This window comes from Roseivivax lentus (genome assembly GCF_900156805.1).
GTDB lineage: Bacteria > Pseudomonadota > Alphaproteobacteria > Rhodobacterales > Rhodobacteraceae > Roseivivax > Roseivivax lentus.
In genome coordinates, this window is the sequence record NZ_FTOQ01000001.1 from 559,998 (window position 1) to 579,587 (window position 19,590).

General features: G+C 67.2%; 18 protein-coding genes. 7 read left to right on the forward strand and 11 right to left on the reverse strand.

Annotated elements, in window-relative coordinates:
• Positions 1-430 precede the first annotated feature (430 nt).
• From BW990_RS02625 to BW990_RS02660, 8 genes are all read right to left on the reverse strand, one after another.
• A complete protein-coding gene (locus BW990_RS02625; RefSeq protein WP_076444685.1) occupies positions 431-1,615 on the reverse strand; it encodes an amino acid aminotransferase in 1,185 nt (394 codons plus the stop codon).
• Entirely contained in the window at positions 1,615-2,472 is an 858-nt protein-coding gene (sseA, locus tag BW990_RS02630; protein ID WP_076444687.1) for a 3-mercaptopyruvate sulfurtransferase, read from the reverse strand. The genes BW990_RS02625 and sseA overlap by 1 nt, the downstream gene beginning before the upstream one ends.
• A gap of 67 nt (positions 2,473-2,539) precedes the next feature.
• Positions 2,540-3,013 (reverse strand): SsrA-binding protein SmpB, encoded by a 474-nt coding sequence (gene smpB, locus BW990_RS02635; RefSeq protein WP_076444689.1) that lies wholly within the window; start codon positions 3,011-3,013, stop codon positions 2,540-2,542.
• A gap of 68 nt (positions 3,014-3,081) precedes the next feature.
• Positions 3,082-5,595 (reverse strand): cation:proton antiporter, encoded by a 2,514-nt coding sequence (locus tag BW990_RS02640; protein ID WP_076444691.1) that lies wholly within the window; start codon positions 5,593-5,595, stop codon positions 3,082-3,084.
• A 177-nt stretch (positions 5,596-5,772) separates the two neighbouring features.
• Positions 5,773-6,408, reverse strand: a complete 636-nt coding sequence (locus BW990_RS02645) for an EF-hand domain-containing protein (RefSeq protein ID WP_076444693.1) — start codon at positions 6,406-6,408, stop codon at positions 5,773-5,775.
• 211 nt (positions 6,409-6,619) lie between these two features.
• Positions 6,620-7,393: an ATP-binding cassette domain-containing protein gene (locus BW990_RS02650; protein ID WP_076444695.1), complete on the reverse strand. Its 774-nt coding sequence runs from the start codon at positions 7,391-7,393 to the stop codon at positions 6,620-6,622.
• 85 nt (positions 7,394-7,478) lie between these two features.
• Positions 7,479-8,558: an ABC transporter permease gene (locus BW990_RS02655; RefSeq protein ID WP_076444697.1), complete on the reverse strand. Its 1,080-nt coding sequence runs from the start codon at positions 8,556-8,558 to the stop codon at positions 7,479-7,481.
• 127 nt (positions 8,559-8,685) lie between these two features.
• On the reverse strand, positions 8,686-9,726 hold the full coding sequence (locus BW990_RS02660; protein WP_076444699.1) for a sugar ABC transporter substrate-binding protein: 1,041 nt from the start codon (positions 9,724-9,726) through the stop codon (positions 8,686-8,688).
• Positions 9,727-9,927: 201 nt separating this feature from the next.
• On the opposite strand from BW990_RS02660, the gene BW990_RS02665 reads away from it, so the two are divergent.
• The gene (locus BW990_RS02665) at positions 9,928-11,154 is read left to right on the forward strand and encodes an ROK family transcriptional regulator (protein WP_234990140.1); all 1,227 of its coding nucleotides are present in this window, start codon (positions 9,928-9,930) and stop codon (positions 11,152-11,154) included.
• 96 nt (positions 11,155-11,250) lie between these two features.
• Here the strand turns inward: BW990_RS02665 and BW990_RS02670 are convergent, their stop codons facing one another.
• Together BW990_RS02670 and BW990_RS02675 are read right to left on the reverse strand one after the other, a co-directional pair.
• A complete protein-coding gene (locus BW990_RS02670; RefSeq protein WP_076444703.1) occupies positions 11,251-12,564 on the reverse strand; it encodes an ammonium transporter in 1,314 nt (437 codons plus the stop codon).
• A 46-nt stretch (positions 12,565-12,610) separates the two neighbouring features.
• Positions 12,611-12,949 carry a P-II family nitrogen regulator gene (locus tag BW990_RS02675; protein ID WP_076444705.1) on the reverse strand — a complete coding sequence of 113 codons (339 nt, stop codon included), beginning with the start codon at positions 12,947-12,949 and terminating at the stop codon, positions 12,611-12,613.
• Between the two features lie 257 nt (positions 12,950-13,206).
• Here BW990_RS02675 and BW990_RS02680 point away from each other — a divergent pair, with 257 nt between their 5' ends.
• The 6 genes from BW990_RS02680 (at position 13,207) to BW990_RS02705 (ending at position 18,948) form a co-directional block, all read left to right on the forward strand.
• Positions 13,207-15,381: a transglycosylase domain-containing protein gene (locus BW990_RS02680; protein WP_200798004.1), complete on the forward strand. Its 2,175-nt coding sequence runs from the start codon at positions 13,207-13,209 to the stop codon at positions 15,379-15,381.
• A 119-nt stretch (positions 15,382-15,500) separates the two neighbouring features.
• Positions 15,501-16,058 (forward strand): HlyD family efflux transporter periplasmic adaptor subunit, encoded by a 558-nt coding sequence (locus BW990_RS02685; protein ID WP_076444707.1) that lies wholly within the window; start codon positions 15,501-15,503, stop codon positions 16,056-16,058.
• 129 nt (positions 16,059-16,187) lie between these two features.
• On the forward strand, positions 16,188-16,652 hold the full coding sequence (locus tag BW990_RS02690; RefSeq protein ID WP_076444709.1) for a RidA family protein: 465 nt from the start codon (positions 16,188-16,190) through the stop codon (positions 16,650-16,652).
• Positions 16,653-16,655: 3 nt separating this feature from the next.
• Positions 16,656-17,414: a glycerophosphodiester phosphodiesterase family protein gene (locus BW990_RS02695; protein WP_076444711.1), complete on the forward strand. Its 759-nt coding sequence runs from the start codon at positions 16,656-16,658 to the stop codon at positions 17,412-17,414.
• Positions 17,415-17,500: 86 nt separating this feature from the next.
• Positions 17,501-18,661 carry a GNAT family N-acetyltransferase gene (locus BW990_RS02700; RefSeq protein WP_407690123.1) on the forward strand — a complete coding sequence of 387 codons (1,161 nt, stop codon included), beginning with the start codon at positions 17,501-17,503 and terminating at the stop codon, positions 18,659-18,661.
• Positions 18,658-18,948 carry a 4a-hydroxytetrahydrobiopterin dehydratase gene (locus tag BW990_RS02705; protein WP_076444715.1) on the forward strand — a complete coding sequence of 97 codons (291 nt, stop codon included), beginning with the start codon at positions 18,658-18,660 and terminating at the stop codon, positions 18,946-18,948. Before BW990_RS02700 ends, BW990_RS02705 begins: the two co-directional genes overlap by 4 nt.
• Positions 18,949-19,053: 105 nt before the next feature.
• Here BW990_RS02705 and BW990_RS02710 read toward each other — a convergent pair whose 3' ends face one another.
• The gene (locus BW990_RS02710; protein WP_076444717.1) at positions 19,054-19,542 is read right to left on the reverse strand and encodes a peroxiredoxin; all 489 of its coding nucleotides are present in this window, start codon (positions 19,540-19,542) and stop codon (positions 19,054-19,056) included.
• Positions 19,543-19,590 lie beyond the last annotated feature (48 nt).

Sequence of the window (19,590 nt, forward strand, 5' to 3'; positions counted from 1 at the left end):
AGAGACGCTGCCTCTCGCGCTCTCCGGAGGTATTTCTGGTCCGATCGTGAGGGGCGCGGCCCTGCTGGTCCCGGCATGGGACCTGAGGGTGGTCTGGCCGGGTGGGCAAAGGCGGCACCCGGGTCCTTTTCCTTCAGCAGGTGGATTCGCGCGGAACGCCGCAGGTCGGTTTTGGGGTATGCGGGCCGGCCCTGGTCGGGGAAACGCCCCGTCCTCGCGTGAAGGACGGGGCGGGGCGCGACATCGTAACGACCGTACATGGTCATCGGCGCTCCCGCCTGTACCGCGAGAGCAGCGTCTCAGATCGTTCTTAACCAAGTGTTACGACCGGACCGGAAATACCTCCCGCCGGAGGCATCACCGGAGACCGGGGCCCTCAGGCCACGGGCGACATGACATGGGCAGGCGCCGCGGCGCCTGCTCCGCCGGATCAGCAGCCGACGTCGATGATGGCGCGGGCGAGTTTCGGGATCGTCTCGGCGTTCAGGCCGGCGATGTTCATGCGGCTGTCGCCCACCATGTAGATGCCATGCTTCTCGCGCAGCGCCTCGACCTTGTCCGGCCCGACGCCCAGCCGCGAGAACATGCCGCGGTGCTGGGCCAGGAAACCGAAACGGTCCGAGCCGGACAGATCGCGCAGTTCGCCCGCGAGCTGTTCGCGCAGCTTCAGCATGCCGAGGCGCACGTCCTCGAGCTCCGCCTGCCAATCGGTGCGGAGCGCGTCGTCCCCCAGCACCATCAGCACCAGCCGCGCGCCGTGATCCGGCGGGAAGGAATAGTTCTGGCGGTTGAGATAGGCCAGCGTGTCCTGGTTGAGCTTGTGGCGGCCCTCTTCATGGGCGACGGCCATCAGGCAGCCGGTGCGTTCGCGGTAGATGCCGAAATTCTTCGAGCAGGAGGCCGCAATCAGCGTCTCGGGGCAATGCGCGGCGATGAGGCGCGTGGCGGCGGCATCGTCGTCAAGCCCGTCGCCGAAGCCCTGATAGGCGATGTCGATCATCGGCACCGCGCCTTGCTTGTTCAGAAGATCGGCGACCGCCTGCCATTCCGATATGTTGAGATTGGCGCCGGTGGGGTTGTGGCAGCAGCCATGCAGCAGCACCACGTCGCCCTTCCGGACTTGGGCAAGGTCCTCCATCATGCCGTCGAAATCGACGCCGCCCGTCACCCCGTCGAAATAGCGGTAGGTGGTGAAGGGGATGTCCATGTGCTTCAGGATCGACAGGTGGTTGGGCCAGGTCGGGTCCGACACGAAGACGCGGGCCTCCGGGTTGGCCATGCGGATGAGATCGAAGGCCTGCCGCACGGCGCCGGTGCCGCCGGGGGTCGCGACCTTGGCGACCTTGCCCGCGGGCACCGCATCGCCCAGGACCAGCGCCGCCATGCGTTCGCCGAAGAGCGGATCGCCCGCGAGGCCGGTATAGGCCTTCGTGGTCTCTTCTTCCCAGAGCTGCTTTTCAGCTTTCTTGATGGCGCGCATGATCGGCGTCTTGCCGTCCGCATCCTTGTAGACGCCGACACCGAGGTCGATCTTGTCCTCGCGCGGATCGTCCTTGAAGGCCTGCATCAGGGCCAGGATCTTGTCGGCGGGTTGTTCCTTGAGATGTTCGAACATCAATCGTCTCCGGTTGCGACGGGCAGGGTGGGGAACTGGCCCCATTCGGACCACGAGCCGTCATAAAGGGAATGGTCGTGCTTGCCGAAACGCTCCATGGCAAGCGACAGGATCGCGGCGGTGACGCCCGATCCGCAGGTGGTGATGGCGGGTTTCGCCAGATCGACCCCGGCGGCCTCGAAGGCGGCCTTCAGATCGGCGGTGGCCTTCATCGTGCCGTCCTGGGCCAGCAGCGACGCGTAATGCACGTTGCGCGAGCCGGGGATATGGCCCGCGCGCATGCCCGCGCGCGGCTCTGGTTCCTCGCCGCGGAAGCGGCCCGGGGACCGGGCGTCGATCACCTCGTGATCGCCGAGTTTCGCCGCCGAGGAGACCTGCGTGACATCGCGCACCATATGCGCCTGCCGCCGCACGGTCATGTGGCGGTCGCGGATCACCGGGGGCATGTCCTCCACCGGGCGTCCCTCGGCCTGCCATTTCGGAAAGCCGCCATCCAGCACGGCGATGTCCGAATGACCCATGAGCCGGAACAGCCACCAGATGCGCGCCGCCGAGAACATCCCCGCGCCGTCATAGACGACGACCTGATGGCCGTCGCCCACACCCATCGCGCGCATGCGCGACATGAACTTCTCGGGCGGGGGCGCCATGTGCGGCAGGTCGGAGCGGGCATCGCTCAGATCGTCGATATCGACGTAACGCGCGCCGGGAATATGCGCGGCCTCGTATTCGGCGCGGGCGTTGCGCTTCATGTCGGGCAAGTACCAGCTCGCGTCGAGGACGCGCAGATCGGGGTCCTTCAGATGCGCGGCGAGCCAGTCGGTGGACACCAATGTGCGGGGATCGTCGTCTGCCATAGGCACCTCGGTTTGCGTCACTCGCGGGTTGTCTCCGGCTTAGTGCCAAGCCGGGCGGGAGGCAAGTTCAGCCATGCTCCTTCAGGAGGCGCGCCTTCTGGCGATCCCAGTCGCGCTTGGCGGCGGTCTCGCGCTTGTCGACGGTCTTCTTGCCCTTGCCGAGCGCGATCTTGATCTTCGCGATGCCGCGATGATTGAAATAGAGCACCAGCGGCACCAGCGTCATGCCCTTGCGCTGGGTCTCGTTCCAGAATTTCGCAAGCTCGCGCTTGGAGACCAGGAGCTTCCGGGGGCGCCGGTCCTCGTGGCCGAACATCGCCTGCTCATAGGGCGCGATATAGGCGTTGATGAGCCACAGCTCGCCATCCTTCACCTCGGCATAGCTCTCGGCGATATTGGCCGAGCCCTGGCGCAGCGACTTCACCTCGGAGCCCTGCAGGACAATTCCGCATTCCACATCCTCCTCGATCGCGTAATCGAAGCGCGCGCGCCGGTTCTCGGCGATCACCTTGTAGTTCGGATTGTCCGGTTTCTTGGCCATGGGTGCTGGGGCTACCGTCTTCGCGTCGATCTGTCCATGGGCGGGATATAGGCGCGGCGGGCGCGGAATCAGCCCTTGGCCGCGCGAATCTCGTCGAGATAGGGCACCTTGATGCTGCGTTTCTCGGCGCTTTTGGCCACCGCGTCCTGCATCGCCTTCGATCGGCGCAGAAGCCGGCGGAAGCGTTGTTCATCGAGCGCCAGAAGCGTGCAGGGCGCAATCGCGCGGACCTCGGCGCGGCGGGCCGATTGGGTGAGCATCGCGAGCTGGCCAAAGAGCTCGCCCCGGCCCAGCCGGTAGGCGATGCCGCGCGCGCGCAGCTCGACCGCGCCCGAGGCGATGAAATAGACCGTGTCGGCGGCGGAATTGCGGCTGACGATCACATCGCCCTCGGCGGCGTAACGGGTGACGAGCGCCTTCGACAGGCGCTGCAGCGTGGCCTCGTCCAGCTCCGAGAAGAGCGGGAATTGCCGGGCGATCTCGGCCTTCTGCAGCACGATATCGAGGGCGGGGCGCTTTTCCTCCTGCGCCATGCGGCTGGCGAGCCGTTCGCTGAGATCGGTGTGCAACTCGACCCCGATCAGCCCTTCCTCGAGCAGCTCGTCATATTCGCGCTTCTCGAGGCGCAGCGCGGTGCGGCGGATGAAGCGGCGTTCCAGCTCCTCGGCATAGCCCGGATATTGCAGGCGCAGACCGTCGAGGGCCTGGTCGACCATCTCGACCCGCCGGGCGAGGAGTTCGTGCAGCAGGTCCGCGACGCGCTTGCCGTGGATCCGGCGGATGCGGCGATCGATGAACCCGTCGAGATCGCGCAGCACGAGCCCCTGCAAGAGCAGCACCTCGAAGCGGTCGGCGGTCAGGCGCGACAGCGGGCGGGTGATCTTCAACCGGTTGAAGAGCCACACCGCCGCGCGGAACGAGGTGTTCAGCCCCACCGCCTCGCGCGCCGCGCGCCGGTAGCCCGTGCGGCCCGACTGGCGCGCGGCCTCGACAAGGCGGTCGATATCGCTGAGCACCCGGTCGGCAAGCCGGGTGGAGACGGCGCGTTCGCGGAAGCGTTCGATCACGATGTCCCGCTCGGCCGAGGCCAGCGCCACGAGACCGAGCGTGATGCGGTCGCGGTCGAGCACGTCCTCGGAGGTCTCGGCGGCCTTGACCGCGCCATCGAGCCGTTCGCCGAAGGCCTTCGCTTCGGAGCGCACGGTGTCGTGGCTCAGATCGTAATTCTTGGTGGTCTGGGCCACGTCCTCGCGCACGGTCTGGAGCGCCACGGCGATGACCTGCTTGGCGAGGGCCGCATCGAGGGCCGACAGTTTGTCGAGGCCGAGCCGCCCGATCACCCAGCGCAGGCTGGAGCCCTGCACGACGAGCGTGAAGAGCGTGTAGCCGGTGGCGAGGATGCCCACCATGCGCCGCGTCTCGGGCGGCACGCGCAGGCTTTCGGTGACCGCGAGCGCCAGAACCAGCGTCACCGCGCCGCGCAGCCCGCCCCAGAGGATCGCGGCGCGGTAGGGCCGTTCCACATTGGGCGAGAGGCGCAGGAAACTCAGCGTCGGCAGGAGCCCGAAGAGGATCACCGCGCGCGCGGTGAGGGCGGCCAGCGCCACGAAGAGAATGAGGCCAATATCGACGAGCGTCACGTCGCTCAGAAGCCGCGGGATCAGCAGCGCGGCCAGCACGAAGATCAGCGCGCCCGCCCAATGCGCCAGCAGTCCCCAGACCTCGCGCATGTTGGCCCAGCTCGTGGGGCTGATCGCGCCCGGTGCGGTGACGGTCACGGTCATGCCCGCGGCGACGACGGCAATGACGCCCGAGGCGCCCAGAATCTGCTCGGCGGCGATATAGGCGAGGTAGGGCAGCGCTACGGAGATGGAGATCTGCGCGGCCTCGTGCCGGTCCAGGAAGGACATCAGGAAGACCATCGCGCGGGCCAGCACGAGGCCCACCGCGGCGCCGCCGAGGATGAGGCCCGGAAAGCGCAGGATCGCATCCTGCCAGGACGGGTCCGGCACCCCGCGCATCACGAAGCCCATGAGCAGGCCGAAAAGCGCGATGGCGGCGGCATCGTTCATCAGGCTTTCGCCCTCGATGATCCGCGCCAGCCTGCGCGGCGCGGCGATGGAGCGGAAGATCGAGACGACGGCGGAGGGGTCGGTGGTCGAGACGATCGCGGCCAGCAGCAGGCAGGCCACTAGGTCGATCCCGCTGACCCAGGACAGCGACAGCCCCACGAAGATCGTCGAGAAGAACACCGCGACCACGGCAAGAACGAGGATCGGCACCCAATCGTCCGCCATCCGCCGCAGGTTCATGCCGAGCGTGACCTGGAACAGCAGCGTCGGCAGGAAAACGTAGAGGAAGACGTTGGAGCGGATCGGGAAATTCAGGATCGCGTTGGCGATGGGGTTCAGCGCGTCGGTGATCTCGGTGCGCAGGAAGAACGAGGCCGAGACGGCGATGACGATGCCGAGCCCCGCCAGGATGACGGTATAGGGCAGCCGTATCCGGGCCGCGAGCGGCTCGGCGATGCCCAGAACGAAGAACAGACCCGCGATGATCGCGGTGATGACAACGACATCCATGCCCCTGAGCTAGCGCCAAGAGGGGCCGAGGAACATATCAAAAAGCCGCGACGGGGGCAGGTTGGGCAGGCGCCGGGCAGGCTTTGCGCATGCGTCGGGCAGGGGCGGGCGTGAAAAAGCCACCCCAGCCCTGCGGCGCGGGGTGGCTTTGACCGGGAAGGTTGTTGTGGTCGGGGATCAGCCGTTGCGGCCGTTGCCGTTTCCGCCGCCGCCACCATTGCCGCCGCCGCCGCCGTTGCCGCCGCCGCCACCGTTGCCGCCGCCGCCGCCGTTTCCGCCGCCGCTATTGCCGTTGCCGCCGCCATTGTTGCCGGAATTGCCCTTGGAGGACGCCGTATCGGTGCTGCCCGAGCCGTTGCCGCTGTTGCCGGGGCCGGCCTCGCCCCACTTGGCGTTGCCGCGCTCGCCGACCGGATCGTCGGAGGAGCGGACCTCGTCCTTGGTGACGTAGCCGTCGCCGTTCTGGTCGAACTTCGCCAGCGCCTCGTTGGCATTGCCGCCGAAGACCTCGGCCAGCTCTTCCTCGTCGAGGACGCCGTCCTGGTTCACGTCGAGATCCTCGAAGGTGATGGCCTCGCCGGTTTCGGGCGTGCCCGCATTCTTCACCTCGTCGGGCGTCACCGCGCCGTCGCCGTCGGTGTCGTACTTGTCGAAGGAGGCGGGGCCCGCCTCGCCGAAGGCGGTGACGAATTCGTCCTCGGTCAGCGTGCCGCTGCCGTCGAGATCGAGGTCGGTGAAGCTCGTGCCCTGCGCGGATGCGCCGGAAGCCAGCGCGATGAGGCTGGCCGAAAGGGTCAGGGTGATGCGGTTCATGTCTGCTCTCCTTGCGTGTTTCGGGCGACCTTGTTTCACACCTGCGCCGGGCTCAAACCATTGGGTCGATGAGCCTGCACCTGCGCGAAAACCTGCCGGTCCGCCGATGGCATAAGTGGTAAATGCGCCCGGACTTGGGCGCAAAGATGTGAAAACGCGAACGGCCCGCCCAAAATGGGGCGGGCCGCTGGGATGGGTTTCGGAGGCGGGTTCAGGCCGCCTGCGCCTCGTCCGGCACCTTGGCGCCGGTCATGAAGGCCACCGCGTCGTTCATCGAGTATTGCTTGGGATCGATCACGCAGAGCCGCTTGCCGAGGCGATGGACATGGATGCGGTCGGCGATCTCGAAGACGTGGGGCATGTTGTGGCTGATGAGCACGATGGGCATGCCGCGCGCCTTCACGTCCTTGATGAGCTCGAGCACCTTGCGGCTTTCCTTCACGCCGAGGGCCGCGGTGGGCTCGTCGAGGATGATGACCTTGGAGCCGAAGGCCGCCGCGCGGGCCACGGCGACACCCTGGCGCTGGCCGCCCGACAGCGTCTCGACCGCCTGGTTGATGTTCTGGATCGTCATCAGGCCCAGATCGCTGAGTTTCTGGCGCGCGAACTTCTCCATCGCGGCCTTGTCGAGCTTGCGGAAGATCTTGCCGGCGATGCCGGGTTTGCGGATCTCGCGGCCCATGAACATGTTGTCGGCGATGGAGAGGGCAGGCGACATGGCGAGGGTCTGGTAGACCGTCTCGATGCCCGCATCCCGCGCCTCGATGGGCGAGGCGAAGTTGATCGGCTTGCCCTCGAGGTGGATCTCGCCCTCGTCGGGGATGACCGCGCCCGAGAGCGCCTTGATGAGCGACGACTTGCCGGCGCCGTTATCGCCGATCACGGCGAGGATCTCTCCGGGGTAAAGATCGAAGTCGCAACGGTCGAGCGCGGTGACCTTGCCGTATCTCTTGACGAGGCCGCGGCCCTTGAGAATCGGTTCCATCCTGGCACGTCCTTTCTGATCTCAGGCGGGCTAGCCCGCGGATGTGATGGTCGGCCCGGACCCTACAGGGGCCCGGACCGGGAGTTCATGCGGAGACCTTGCGGATCCACTGGTCCACAGTGACGGCGCCGATGATGAGCACGCCGATCAGCAGGTAGGTCCATTGCGGGTCGGCCCCGGCCATGCGCAGGCCCAGTTCGAACACGCCGACGATCAGCGCGCCGAAGAAAGCGCCCAGGATCGAGCCGCGTCCGCCGAAGAGCGAGATGCCCCCGATCACCACGGCGGTGATCGACTGGATGTTGCCCATCATGCCGGTGGAGGCCGAGGGCGTGACCGATCCGAAGCGGCCGATCATCACCCAGCCCGCCAGCGCGCAGATGAAGCCCACCAGCATGTAGACCGACATGATCGTGCGGTGCACGTTCACGCCCGCGAGTTTCGCCGCTTCGGGGTCGTCGCCCACGGCGTAGACATGCCGCCCCCAGGCGGTCGCCCTGAGCGCATAGGCCAGCCCCAATATGAGCCCCAGCATCAGCAAGACGCCCAGCGTCAAGGTCGCCCCCGCGAGCTGGAACTTGATGCCGAGGAATTGCAGGAACGGCGCCTCGGCCTTGATTTCCTGGCTGCGGATCGTCTCGTTGCGCGAGAACAGGTAATTCGCCGCCAGCACGATCTGCCACATGCCGAGCGTCACGATGAAGGGGGGCAGCTTCACCCGGCTGACGAGCCAGCCGTTGAGCGCGCCGATCGCGGTGCCCACGGTCAGGCCGAGGGCGACGGCGATGGCGGGCGGGATGCCGTAGCGGAAGGTGAACTGCCCCATCAGCACCGAGGACAGCACCGCCAGCGCGCCCACCGACAGGTCGATGCCCGCGGTCAGGATCACGAGGCTCTGCGCGGCGGCGAGGACGCCGACGATCTGCACCTGCTGCAGGATCAGCGTCAGCGCGAAGGGCGAGAAGAACTTCGAGCCGAGCAGCAGGCCGAAGACGATGATCGCCCCCACGAGCACGATGAGCGGCACGAGCGCCGGCGTCGTGTGCAGCATGTCGTGGAAATGGCCCACGAAGCCTTTGCGATGCGGCTCGAACGAAGCCACGTCGGACGAAGCGCCGGCAGAGGCGGATTCGTAGTCGTTGTCAGTGGTCGTCTGTGATGACATGTCGGTTCCTCCCGGAGCGGGTGTTCCAGACCACCCTGACCTCAGGATAGCCGAAATTCTTCAGGAATGCAGGTCCTGGAAGGGAAAAGGCGCGGACGGGCCGCGCCTTTTCGGATCGTTTGCGGGATCAGCCCCAGCAGAGCTCTTTGCCTTCGGCAACCGAGATCGACTCGACGCCCTCGACCGGGTTGTCGGTGACAAGGCCCACGCCGGTGTCGAAGAAGTTCTTGCCTTCGGTCGCTTCGGGCTTCTCGCCGGTTTCGGCGAACTTGGCGATGGCTTCCACGCCGAGCGAGGCCATCAGCAGCGGGTATTGCTGCGAGGTGGCGCCGATCACGCCGGCCTCCACGTTGTCGACGCCCGGGCAGCCGCCATCGACGGACACGATCAGCACGTCATCCTCGCGGCCCATGGCGGCGATCGCCTCGTAGGCGCCGGCGGCGGCGGGCTCGTTGATGGTGTAGACCACGTTGATCTCGGGGTCGATCGCGAGCAGGTTCTCCATGCCGCGGCGACCGCCATCGGTGGCGCCGTCGGAGACGTCATGGCCGACGATGCGCGGATCGGTCTCGTCGCCCCACTTGTTCGGATCGCCGAGATCGATGCCGAAGCCCTCGAGGAAGCCCTGGTTGCGCAGGACGCCCACGGTGGGCTGCGAGATGTTGATGTTCAGAAGGCCGATCTTGGCATCCGCCGCCGCCTCGCCGAGCTGGCCCGCGGCCCACTGACCGATCAGAACGCCCGCCTTGTAGTTGTCGGTGGCGAAGGTCATGTCGGCCGCGTCGATGGGATCGAGCGGCGTGTCGAGCGCGATCACGAGGATGCCCGCATCGCGCGCCTGCTGCACGGTGTCGGCAATGCCCGCGGGATCGGACGGTGTCAGCATGATACCGTTCGCACCGTTGGCGATGCAGGTCTCGATGGCGGCGACCTGGGTCTCGTTGTCGCCGTCGATCTTGCCGGCATAGGTGTTCAGCTCGACGCCCAGTTCCTCGGCCTTGGCGGCCGCGCCTTCGCGCATCTTCACGAAGAACGGGTTGGTGTCGGTCTTGGTGATCAGGCAGGCGCTGGCGCTTGCATGTTCGGCCGCGAAGGCCGGTGCGGCCATCAGGGTTCCCAGCGCGACGGCGCCGAGAAGTCCGGCCTTCCGGGTCAATGTCTTGGTCATGTTCGTCCTCCCATGGTATGTCTTGGCGGCAATAGTTGGCCCGCCGCCGTCAGAGGTCCGGCACGCGCCGGACGCCTGCCCCTAGGGAACTCGATTCTCATGGCCCCTGTCAAGAATAAATAAATCAATGTGATTTATCATTGACAGGCGCAGGGTCACGCCGCGTACCATGAGCGCGTCTCCGCAGAAGGAATGCCCCTCGTGTCCCGATCGGCCTCGACCCAGCAAGAGCCCGCGCGCATCGAGATCGCGCCGGAACTGCGCGGATCGAATCAGTCCGGGCTGCGGGCGCATAACGAGCGGCTGGTGCTGTCGCTGGTGCGCCGGCACGGCGCGCTGGCCAAGGCCGACATCGCCCGGCGCACCGGGCTTTCGGCGCAGACCGTGTCGGTGATCATGCGGCAGCTCGAGGCGGAGGGGCTGCTGATCAAGGGCGATCCGGTTCGCGGCAAGGTGGGTCAGCCGCTGGTGCCCATGCGCCTCGCGCCGGGGGGCGCCTATTTCCTCGGGCTCAAGATCGGGCGGCGCAGCGCCGAGGTCGTGCTGATCGATTTCATGGGGCAGGTGATCGACCGGACCATGACCGTGCACGACTTCCCGACGCCCGACGGCATGATCGCCTTCGCGCGCGACAGCATCGAGACGCTGACCGCCCCGCTGAGTGCGGTGCAGAGGGCGCGGATCGCCGGGCTCGGCATCGCGATGCCCTTCCAGATCTGGGAATGGGCCGGGCTGATCGGGATCGACCCGGCGCTGATGGAGGCCTGGCGGCACCGCGACATCCGCGACGAGATCGCCGCGATGATCGACCTGCCGGTCTTCCTGCAGAACGATGCCAGCGCCGCCTGCGGGGCGGAACTGACCTTCGGCGGGGCGCATTCCGGCGAGACGTATCTCTATTTCTACATCGGCTATTTCATCGGCGGCGGCATCGTCCTGAACGGCGCACTGTTCACCGGGCCCACAGGGAATGCCGCCGCGGTGGGCCCGACGCCCGTGCCCTCAGGTCACGGCTTCACGCATTTGATGGATGTCGCATCGCTGTCGACGTTGGAGCGGATGCTGAAACGCGGCGGCATCGAGACCGGACGGATGTGGCTGTCGCCCGATGACTGGCCCTTCGATCTGGCCGCCTGCGACGCCTGGGTCGATCTGGCCGCGGATGCGCTGGCGCATGCGATCTCTTCCGCCATCGCCTTCGTCGATTTCCCCTGCATCGTCATCGACGGCTGGATGCCCGCCCCGCTGCGGGACCGGCTGGTCGCCGGGACGGAGCGGGCGCTGGGCGGGCTCGACATGGTGGGGCTCGTGCCGCCGGTGATCGAGCCGGGCAATGTCGGCCCCGATGCCCGCGCCATGGGCGCCGCGAGCCTGCCGTTGTCGGAGCGGTTCCTGCTCGATACCGGCGGCCTTCTCGGCGCGCATTGAGCGCGATCCGAGCCACGCGTCGCACGCCCCTTCGGCGGACATAAAAAACCCGGGCGTTTCCGCCCGGGCCAGTATTTCCAAGGAGAGGGAGGAGGATTACCCCTTGGTGAAGTCCGGATAGGCTTCCATGCCCAGCTCCGACATATCGAGGCCGTTGATCTCGGCTTCTTCGGAGACGCGGATGCCCATGGTCGCCTTCAGGATGAACCACACGATGGCGGAGACCACGAAGGTGAAGATGCCGATGGACACGATGCCCAGCACCTGTGCGCCCCAGTTGCCGGTGTAGAAGGCCACGGCGAGCGTGCCCCAGATACCGGCGAAGAGGTGCACCGGGATGGCGCCGACGACGTCGTCGATCTTCAGCTTGTCGAGCATCGGGACGGTGACGACCACGATCAGACCACCCACGGCACCGGTCAGCAGCGCCCCGAAGAGCGAGGGTGCGAGCGGCTCGGCGGTGATCGACACGAGGCCGGCCAGCGCGCCGTTCAGCGTCATGGTGAGGTCCGGCTTCTTGTAGAGCGCCTGCGACAGGATCAGCGCGGCGACGGCGCCTGCGGCTGCGGCCATGTTGGTGTTGGCGAAGATGCGCGACACGTCGGTGACGTCACCCACGGTGCCCATGGCAAGCTGCGAACCGCCGTTGAAGCCGAACCAGCCGAGCCACAGGATGAACGTGCCCAGCGTGGCGAGGGCGAGGTTGGAGCCCGGCATCGGAACCGTGCGGCCATCCTTGAACTTGCCGATACGGGGGCCGAGGATCAGCGCGCCTGCAAGGGCCGCCCAGCCACCGGCTGCGTGCACCAGCGTCGAGCCCGCGAAGTCCGAGAAGCCCGCCTCGGAGAGCCAGCCGCCGCCCCACTGCCAGGACGCCTCGATCGGGTAGATGACGCCGGTCAGGACGGCGACGAAGATCAGGAAGGGCCAGAGCTTGATGCGCTCGGCCAGCGTGCCCGAGACGATCGACGCGGTGGTCGCGCAGAACATCAGCTGGAAGAAGAAGTCCGAACCGACCGATGCGTAATCGAGCGAGGCATCCGCCGCGGCAAGGCCCACGGGCTCCAGCGAGGTGATGGAGAAGAACGGGCCGACATAGCCCGAAATCATCCAGCCGTCGCCGGGATACATCAGGTTGAAGCCGATCAGCCAGTACATGATCGCGGCAATGCCGAAGAGACCGATGTTCTTGGTGAGCTGCATGGTGACGTTCTTGGAACGCACGAGGCCCGCCTCGAGCATCGCGAAGCCCGCCGCCATCCAGAAGACGAGGAAGCCGCCGATCAGGAACAGCAGGGTGGTGAAGATATACGGGTTCACATCAGGGGCCGCCTCGGCGTCCTGCGCAAGACCCAGGCTCGGAAGCGCGATCAGCGCAACGGCCGGGGCGAGAGTCTTGAGAAGTTTCATGGTTTTCCGTTTCCCTTGATAGTCTTGTCGCAACGAGGGGCGCCCGTCAGAGCGCGTCTGCATCCGTCTCGCCGGTCCGAACGCGGATCGCCTGACCCACATCGAGGACAAACACCTTGCCGTCGCCGATCTTTCCGGTCTTGGCGGTTTTTGCGATGGTTTCGACCACCTGATCGGCCATGGACGCCGCCACGACGATCTCGAGCTTGATCTTCGGCACGAAGTTCACGGCATATTCCGCGCCACGGTAGATTTCGGTGTGCCCGGACTGGGAGCCGAAGCCCTTTATCTCGGTCACCATCATGCCGCGCACGCCGATGGAGGTCAGCGCTTCACGCACCTCCTCGAGCTTGAACGGCTTGATCGTCGCAATGATGAGTTTCACCTTTGTCCCTTTCGGTTTGGCAGGGCTCCGCCTGCATTTGGTACCGAGAGGTAAGAAGGCGCATCGGCCTCAGTGAAAGGTTCAACGCGCAGTTTTCGCGCGCTTTTGGGGTCGCAAAGATCAAAAAATGGGCAGATAATTTTTTCTGCCCAAATATTGGTCAAAAAATAGATGGGGAAATCTGGCCCTGCTTGGTCCACATCCGCGCCAAGCGTGTCTATCTTACGCCAAACAGACGAATGGGCCGGGCAGGGCAGATGAGTGATTCAGGCAAAGGCAAACGGCGGCTGGTGGCGGATCGCCGGTATAACGCCAAGGCATCGGCCCCGGCGAAGAAACCGGCGCCCGCCAAGCCCGCGAAGAAGAAGGCCCGCAAGCCCGCCCGCGCGCGGTCGCGCAACCCGATCGTCGCGTTCTTCGGCGGCCTTCTGCGGCTGATCGGCCGGATCGTCTGGGTCGTAACCTCGCGCGTCGCGCTCGTCGCGCTGCTGCTCGTCGGGCTCTGGGTCGGCTACACCTACACGCAATTGCCGCCTGCGGCGGAGATGCTGGACGGGCGTGCCAAGGGCTCGGTCACGCTCTACGACCGTAACGGCGAGGTCTTCGCCTGGCGCGGCGACCAGTTCGGCGGCGTGGTCACCGCCGACAGCGTCTCGCGGCATCTCAAGCACGCGGTGATCGCCACCGAGGACAGGCGGTTCTACTGGCATCTGGGCATCTCGCCGCGCGGCATCGCCTCGGCCATCCGCATCAACCTGAGCGAGGGGCGCGGCCCGCTGCAGGGGCATGGCGGCTCCACCATCACGCAGCAGACGGCGAAACTTCTGTGCCTCGGCGTGCGCTTCGATCCCGACATCTGGGAGACCGAGGCCGAATACGTCGCCGATTGCCGCAAGACCTCGCTGGCGCGAAAGGCGCGCGAGGCGATCTATTCGCTGGCGATGGAAGCCAAGTATTCCAAGGACGAGATCCTCTCGATCTACCTGAACCGCGCCTATCTGGGCGCCGGGGCCTACGGCGCCGAGGCCGCGGCACAGCGCTATTTCTCCAAACCCGCGGCGCTGCTCACGCCCGCCGAGGCGGCGATGATGGCGGGTCTTCTGACCGCGCCCTCGACGCTGGCGCCCACCAACGATCTGGCGCGCAGCCAGAACCGCGCGAACGTGGTGATCGGGCTGATGGAGGATCAGGGCTACCTGACCGCCGCCGAGGCCCGCGAGGCGCGCGCCAATCCCGCCACCCTGTCGCAGGCCGCCGAGCGGCGCACGGGCGGCTATTTCGCCGATTGGGTCATGGACACGCTGCCGCCCTTCGCCGACATCTCGTCGCGCGAGGACGTGGAGATCACCACGACGCTCGACCCGCGCCTGCAGGCCGCCGCCGAGGCCGCGATGACCAATGTCTTCGAGGCCAAGGTGCGCGAAGGCTCCAAGGCGCAGGCGGCAATCGTCGTCATGTCCGCCGACGGCGCCGTGCGCGCGATGGTGGGCGGGCGCAAGCTGGGCGTGTCGGGCGTGTTCAACCGCGCCACGCAGGCCAAGCGGCAGACCGGATCGGCCTTCAAGCCCTTCGTCTACGCCACCGCGCTGGAGCTCGGCTATTCGCCCTACGACACCGTGGTGGACGAGCCCTTCTGCATGAACATCCCCGGATCGGGCCAATGGTGCCCCGAGAATTACACCCGCAACTACGCGGGCCGGGTGAGCTTGACCGATGCGCTGAAACGCTCGCTCAACATCCCGGCGATCAAGATCTCCGAAAGCGTCGGGCGCGACCTCGTGGCCCGGGTCGCCACGGATTTCGGCATCGACAGCCGCGTGGTGGACACGCCGTCGGTGGCGCTGGGCGTCTCCGAGGCCTCGCTGCTGGAGATGACCGGAGCCTTCGCGGGCATCCTGAACGGCGGCTCCTCGGTTGCGCCTTACGGGATCACCCGGCTGCGTTACCAGGGCGACGACGATCCCCTGCTCGACAAGGCCGGCGGCATCGGCGAGCGGGTGATCCAGGAAGAGGCCGCGCGCCAGCTCGTCTTCATGATGGAAAAGGTGATCTCGGAGGGCACCGGCACGCGCGCGCAGCTCGACGGGCGGCCCGCGGCGGGCAAGACCGGCACCTCGAACGAGCAGCGCGACGCATGGTTCGTGGGGTTCACCGCCGATTACGTGGCGGGCGTCTGGATGGGCTATGACGACAACACGCCGCTGACCGGCGTCACGGGGGGCGGCCTGCCGGCGGAGATCTGGCGCGAGGCGATGCTGCGCGTGCATGACGGGCTGCCGGTGCGCGAATTGCCGATGGCGGTGCCGCCGCGCCCGCAGCCGCAGGTCCAGCAGCAGCCGCAACGCCAGCCGCAGCCGCAGCGGCGCCAGCGGCAGAACGATCCGGTCGGCGATATCCTCAACCAGGTGCTGCGCGATCTCTTCGGCAACTGACCAAGCGACAGGGCGATGAAAACCCGACCCGCGACGCGTGGCTGTAAATGGACAGCTAACGCTTGCGGTCGTAACGTGGCGCCACAGGCCTTCGGGCGAGGCACGGGCAGGCGGGCGGCATGGCGCGGGTTGATCGCCGTGGCGATGACGCAGCGGTGGGCCACCACTACGCCCGCACCCGCCTGCTGGCCGCCGAGCGCGCGGCCCTGGCCGAAGACCGCCGCCGGCTCGAGATTGTGGCCCCGGTCGCGGGTGTCATCCACGATCTGCGCGTTACTGCCGCCCGCGCGGTCATCGCGCCGCGCGATCCGATCATGACGCTGGTGCCGCAGGACGAGACCTTCCGCGTCATGGCGCAGATCGCGCCCGGCGATATCGACCGGGTCTGGCCCGGCCAGCCGGTGACGCTGCAGCTGACCGCGCTCGATCAGCGCCGCACGCCGCGCATCGAGGGCGAGGTGCGCTGGGTGTCCGCCGATGCGCTGGTCGATCCGCAGCAGGGCACCGCCTATTACCGCGCCGAGATCGCCTTCGCGGCGGAACAGCTGCCCGAGGGGACAAGCCTCGTGCCCGGCATGCCGGTGGAGGCCTTCCTCAGGACCGGCGCGCGCACGCCGCTCTCCTACCTCCTGAAGCCGCTCACCGATTACATGACGCGGGCCTTCCGCGAGGCGTGAGAAGGCCCGCTGGGGCCGCCGCGTTGGCAGACCGTCGCGCGGGACCAAAGGTGCGGCGCGATTGCGGGTTTCCTCCGCGCGCGGGGCGCATTAGCTTGCCCCGATCCAGAGACCCCCTGCGAGGCTTCCATGAGCAACCCGATCGAGACCCGCCTGTCCGAGCTTGGCCTGACCCTGCCCGACGCGCCCGCCCCGGCGGCGAATTACGTCCCCTACGTGCAAAGCGGCGCGATGCTGTATGTCTCGGGCCAGATCAGCCAGACGGCGGAGGGGCTGACGCGGGGCAAGCTCGGGGCCGACATGGATGTGGCCGCCGGTGCCGAGGCCGCGAAATCCTGCGCGCTCAGCCTCATCGCCCAGGCCCGCGCGGCCTGCGACGGCGATCTGACGCGGCTCAAGCGGGTGGTGAAGCTTACGGGGTTCGTCAATTCGACCGCCGATTTCACCGACCAGCCGAAGGTGATCAACGGCGCCTCGGACCTCATGGTCGCGGTCTTCGGCGAGGCCGGGCGGCATGCCCGCTCGGCGGTGTCGGCGGCCGCGCTGCCGCTGGGCGTCGCGGTCGAGATCGAAGCCATCTTCGAGCTGGCCTGATCGATGCAAGCCACGCTCCCGCCGGGTTTCCTGGCCCGCCCCATCGCCCATCGCGGCCTGCATGACGTCGCCGAAGGCCGGCCCGAGAACTCGATCGCCGCCTGCGAGGCCGCGATCGAGAAGGGCTACGGGATCGAGATCGACCTGCAACTCTCCGCCGACGGGCAGGCGATGGTGTTTCACGATTACGATCTCGACCGCCTGACCGGCGCCCAGGGAAAGGTGCGCGATCGCGACGCCGAGGCGCTTTCGGCGCTGCGCCTCATCGGCAGCGAAGAGGGCATCCCGACCCTGACGGATCTGCTGAAGGTCGTGTCGGGCCGCGTGCCCGTGCTGATCGAGTTCAAGGACCAGGACGGCGCTATGGGCCCCGATATCGGCGCGCTCGAAGCGGCGGCGGCGGGCGTTCTGGCGAATTACCGCGGCGAGATCGCGCTGATGTCCTTCAACCCGCATTCCGTGCGGCGGCTCGCGGAATTGATGCCGAACCTGCCGCGCGGGCTCGTGACATCGGCCTTCGAGGCGGACGACTGGCCCGACCTGCCCGAAGAGACCCGCGCGCACCTTGCGGGCATGCCCGATCTCGAGGCGACGGGCGCCGCGTTTATCAGCCATGACCGCCGCGCGCTGCACCTGCCGCGGGTGGGCGAGGTCGCGGCGGCGGGGCTGCCGATCCTGTGCTGGACCGTGCGCAACCCCGAGCAGGAGGCGGCGGCGCGGCAGATCGCCCACAACATCACCTTCGAGGGCTACGACGCTTGAACCCCGCCCTGTCGGGTCCAGATTGAGACCCGACAAGGCAGGATTTCATGGACGACAGCGCTCAGGAACGGACCCTCACCATCTCGATGCATCCGAGCCTCGCGGCGATCCCCGCGGAGGTCTGGGATGCCTGTGCCTGCCCCGAGGCCGCGGATAGCGGCCCGCCCGACGATCCCTTCACCACGCACCGGTTCCTGTCGGCGCTGGAGCGGTCGGGCTCGGTTGGGACCGGGTCGGGCTGGGACCCGCGCTACCTGACCGCCGAGATCGGCGACGAGGTGATCGGCGTGGCGCCGCTCTACGTCAAGTCGCACAGCCAGGGCGAATACATCTTCGATCACAACTGGGCCCATGCCTATGAGCGCGCGGGCGGGCGCTACTACCCCAAGCTGCAGATCGCGGTGCCGTTCACGCCCGCCACCGGCCGGCGGCTGCTGGCCCGGCCCGGCTTCGAGGCGGAGGCGGAAGCGGCACTTCTGCAAGGGGCGGTGCAACTCGCCTCGGAGAACGGCCTGTCCTCGTTGCACATCACCTTCTGCACCGAAGAGGAGGCGCGGCGCGGCGCCGAACGCGGCCTGCTCTCGCGGGTCACGCAGCAATTCCATTGGCTCAATCAGGGCTATGGCAGCTTCGACGATTTCCTCGCCTCGCTGTCCTCGCGCAAGCGCAAGAACATCCGCAAGGAACGCGCCCAGGCGCAGGGCTTCGGCGGCACCATCCATCGGCTGTCGGGCGACGATCTGAAGCCCGAACACTGGGACGCCTTCTGGACCTTCTACCAGGATACCGGCGCGCGCAAATGGGGGACGCCCTACCTGACGCGGGCCTTCTTCGACGCGGCGCAGGAGACGCTGCGCGACGACATGGTGCTGGTGCTGGCCGAACGGGACGGGCGCTACGTGGCGGGCGCGCTGAACTTCGCGGGCCGCGACGTGCTGTACGGCCGCTATTGGGGCTGCACCGAGCACCATCCCTGCCTGCATTTCGAGCTGTGCTATTATCAGGCCATCGACATCGCCATTGAACGGGGTCTCGCGCGGGTCGAGGCGGGCGCGCAGGGCGAACACAAGCTCGCGCGCGGCTATCTGCCCACCGAGACGCATTCGCTGCACTGGATCGCCGATAGCGGTTTCTCGGACGCGGTGGCGAACTACCTCAGTGCCGAGAGACGGGCCATCGCGGAGGATATCGAAGTGCTGACCGCCTATGGCCCCTTCCGCAAAGCCAATCCGGAGGAACAGGAATGACCGAGAAACTGACCGACCCCGCCCAGAACGCGGACCTTGCGCCGCTGTTGCAGAACGGCTGGGCGCTGAGCGACGGGCAGGATGCCATCACCAAGCGCTTCGAGTTCGACGATTTCGTGGGGGCCTTCGGCTGGATGGCGCAGGCCGCGATCCATGCGGAGAAGATGAACCACCACCCAGAATGGTCGAACGTCTACAATACCGTGACGGTGACCCTGACCACCCATGACGTGGGCGGGCTGTCGCCGCTTGACGTCAAGCTTGCGGGAAAGATGGACGCGCTCTGAGAGCATACCGGGCGGGTGTGGCGCGTCACACCCGCCCGGCGATCTCAAATCGCCCCAGGGCGCGGGAAGGGCGGGCATGCCCCGCCGCCCGCCCGCGAAACCGGCTCAGATCGCGGCCAGCAGTGCCTCGCCGCCCGTGGCCTCGCAGACGCCGCGGCTTTCCTCTTCGTGGAAGACCTGCACGACGCCGTCCTCGACCACCATCGCGTAACGGATGGAGCGGTTGATGAATCCAACCGGCGGGGCGGAAAAGGCCATGCCCACCGCTTGCGTGAACGCGCTTTCGGGATCGGCGAGCATGGTGATCCCGGCCTCCTCGGCGCCCGTGGCCTTGGCCCAGGTACCCATCACGAAGGGATCGTTGACCGAGATGCAGATGATCTCGTCCACGCCCTTTTCGGCAAAACCGTCCTTGGTGCGGATGAAGCTCGGCACATGCGCGGAATGGCAGGTCGGCGTGAAGGCCCCCGGCACGGCGAAGATCACGACCCGACGGCCCTTCATCTTCTCGCCCAGATCGACCTGTTCCGGCCCGTCCGCGCCCATGCGGATCAGGGTGGCTCCCGGCAGCGTATCGCCCACGGATATCGACATTGCGCGTCCTTTCGCATTTGCGTCCACTCCGGGCGAGATATAGGCGAT

Coding starts and splice junctions, on each gene's coding strand:
- BW990_RS02625 (WP_076444685.1), bottom strand. CDS start 1,615: ATGTTCGAACATCTCAAGGAACAACCCGCCGACAAGATCCTGGCCCTG.
- sseA (WP_076444687.1), bottom strand. CDS start 2,472: ATGGCAGACGACGATCCCCGCACATTGGTGTCCACCGACTGGCTCGCC.
- smpB (WP_076444689.1), bottom strand. CDS start 3,013: ATGGCCAAGAAACCGGACAATCCGAACTACAAGGTGATCGCCGAGAAC.
- BW990_RS02640 (WP_076444691.1), bottom strand. CDS start 5,595: ATGGATGTCGTTGTCATCACCGCGATCATCGCGGGTCTGTTCTTCGTT.
- BW990_RS02645 (WP_076444693.1), bottom strand. CDS start 6,408: ATGAACCGCATCACCCTGACCCTTTCGGCCAGCCTCATCGCGCTGGCT.
- BW990_RS02650 (WP_076444695.1), bottom strand. CDS start 7,393: ATGGAACCGATTCTCAAGGGCCGCGGCCTCGTCAAGAGATACGGCAAG.
- BW990_RS02655 (WP_076444697.1), bottom strand. CDS start 8,558: ATGTCATCACAGACGACCACTGACAACGACTACGAATCCGCCTCTGCC.
- BW990_RS02660 (WP_076444699.1), bottom strand. CDS start 9,726: ATGACCAAGACATTGACCCGGAAGGCCGGACTTCTCGGCGCCGTCGCG.
- BW990_RS02670 (WP_076444703.1), bottom strand. CDS start 12,564: ATGAAACTTCTCAAGACTCTCGCCCCGGCCGTTGCGCTGATCGCGCTT.
- BW990_RS02680 (WP_200798004.1), top strand. CDS start 13,207: ATGAGTGATTCAGGCAAAGGCAAACGGCGGCTGGTGGCGGATCGCCGG.
- BW990_RS02685 (WP_076444707.1), top strand. CDS start 15,501: ATGGCGCGGGTTGATCGCCGTGGCGATGACGCAGCGGTGGGCCACCAC.
- BW990_RS02690 (WP_076444709.1), top strand. CDS start 16,188: ATGAGCAACCCGATCGAGACCCGCCTGTCCGAGCTTGGCCTGACCCTG.
- BW990_RS02695 (WP_076444711.1), top strand. CDS start 16,656: ATGCAAGCCACGCTCCCGCCGGGTTTCCTGGCCCGCCCCATCGCCCAT.
- BW990_RS02700 (WP_407690123.1), top strand. CDS start 17,501: ATGCATCCGAGCCTCGCGGCGATCCCCGCGGAGGTCTGGGATGCCTGT.
- BW990_RS02705 (WP_076444715.1), top strand. CDS start 18,658: ATGACCGAGAAACTGACCGACCCCGCCCAGAACGCGGACCTTGCGCCG.
- BW990_RS02710 (WP_076444717.1), bottom strand. CDS start 19,542: ATGTCGATATCCGTGGGCGATACGCTGCCGGGAGCCACCCTGATCCGC.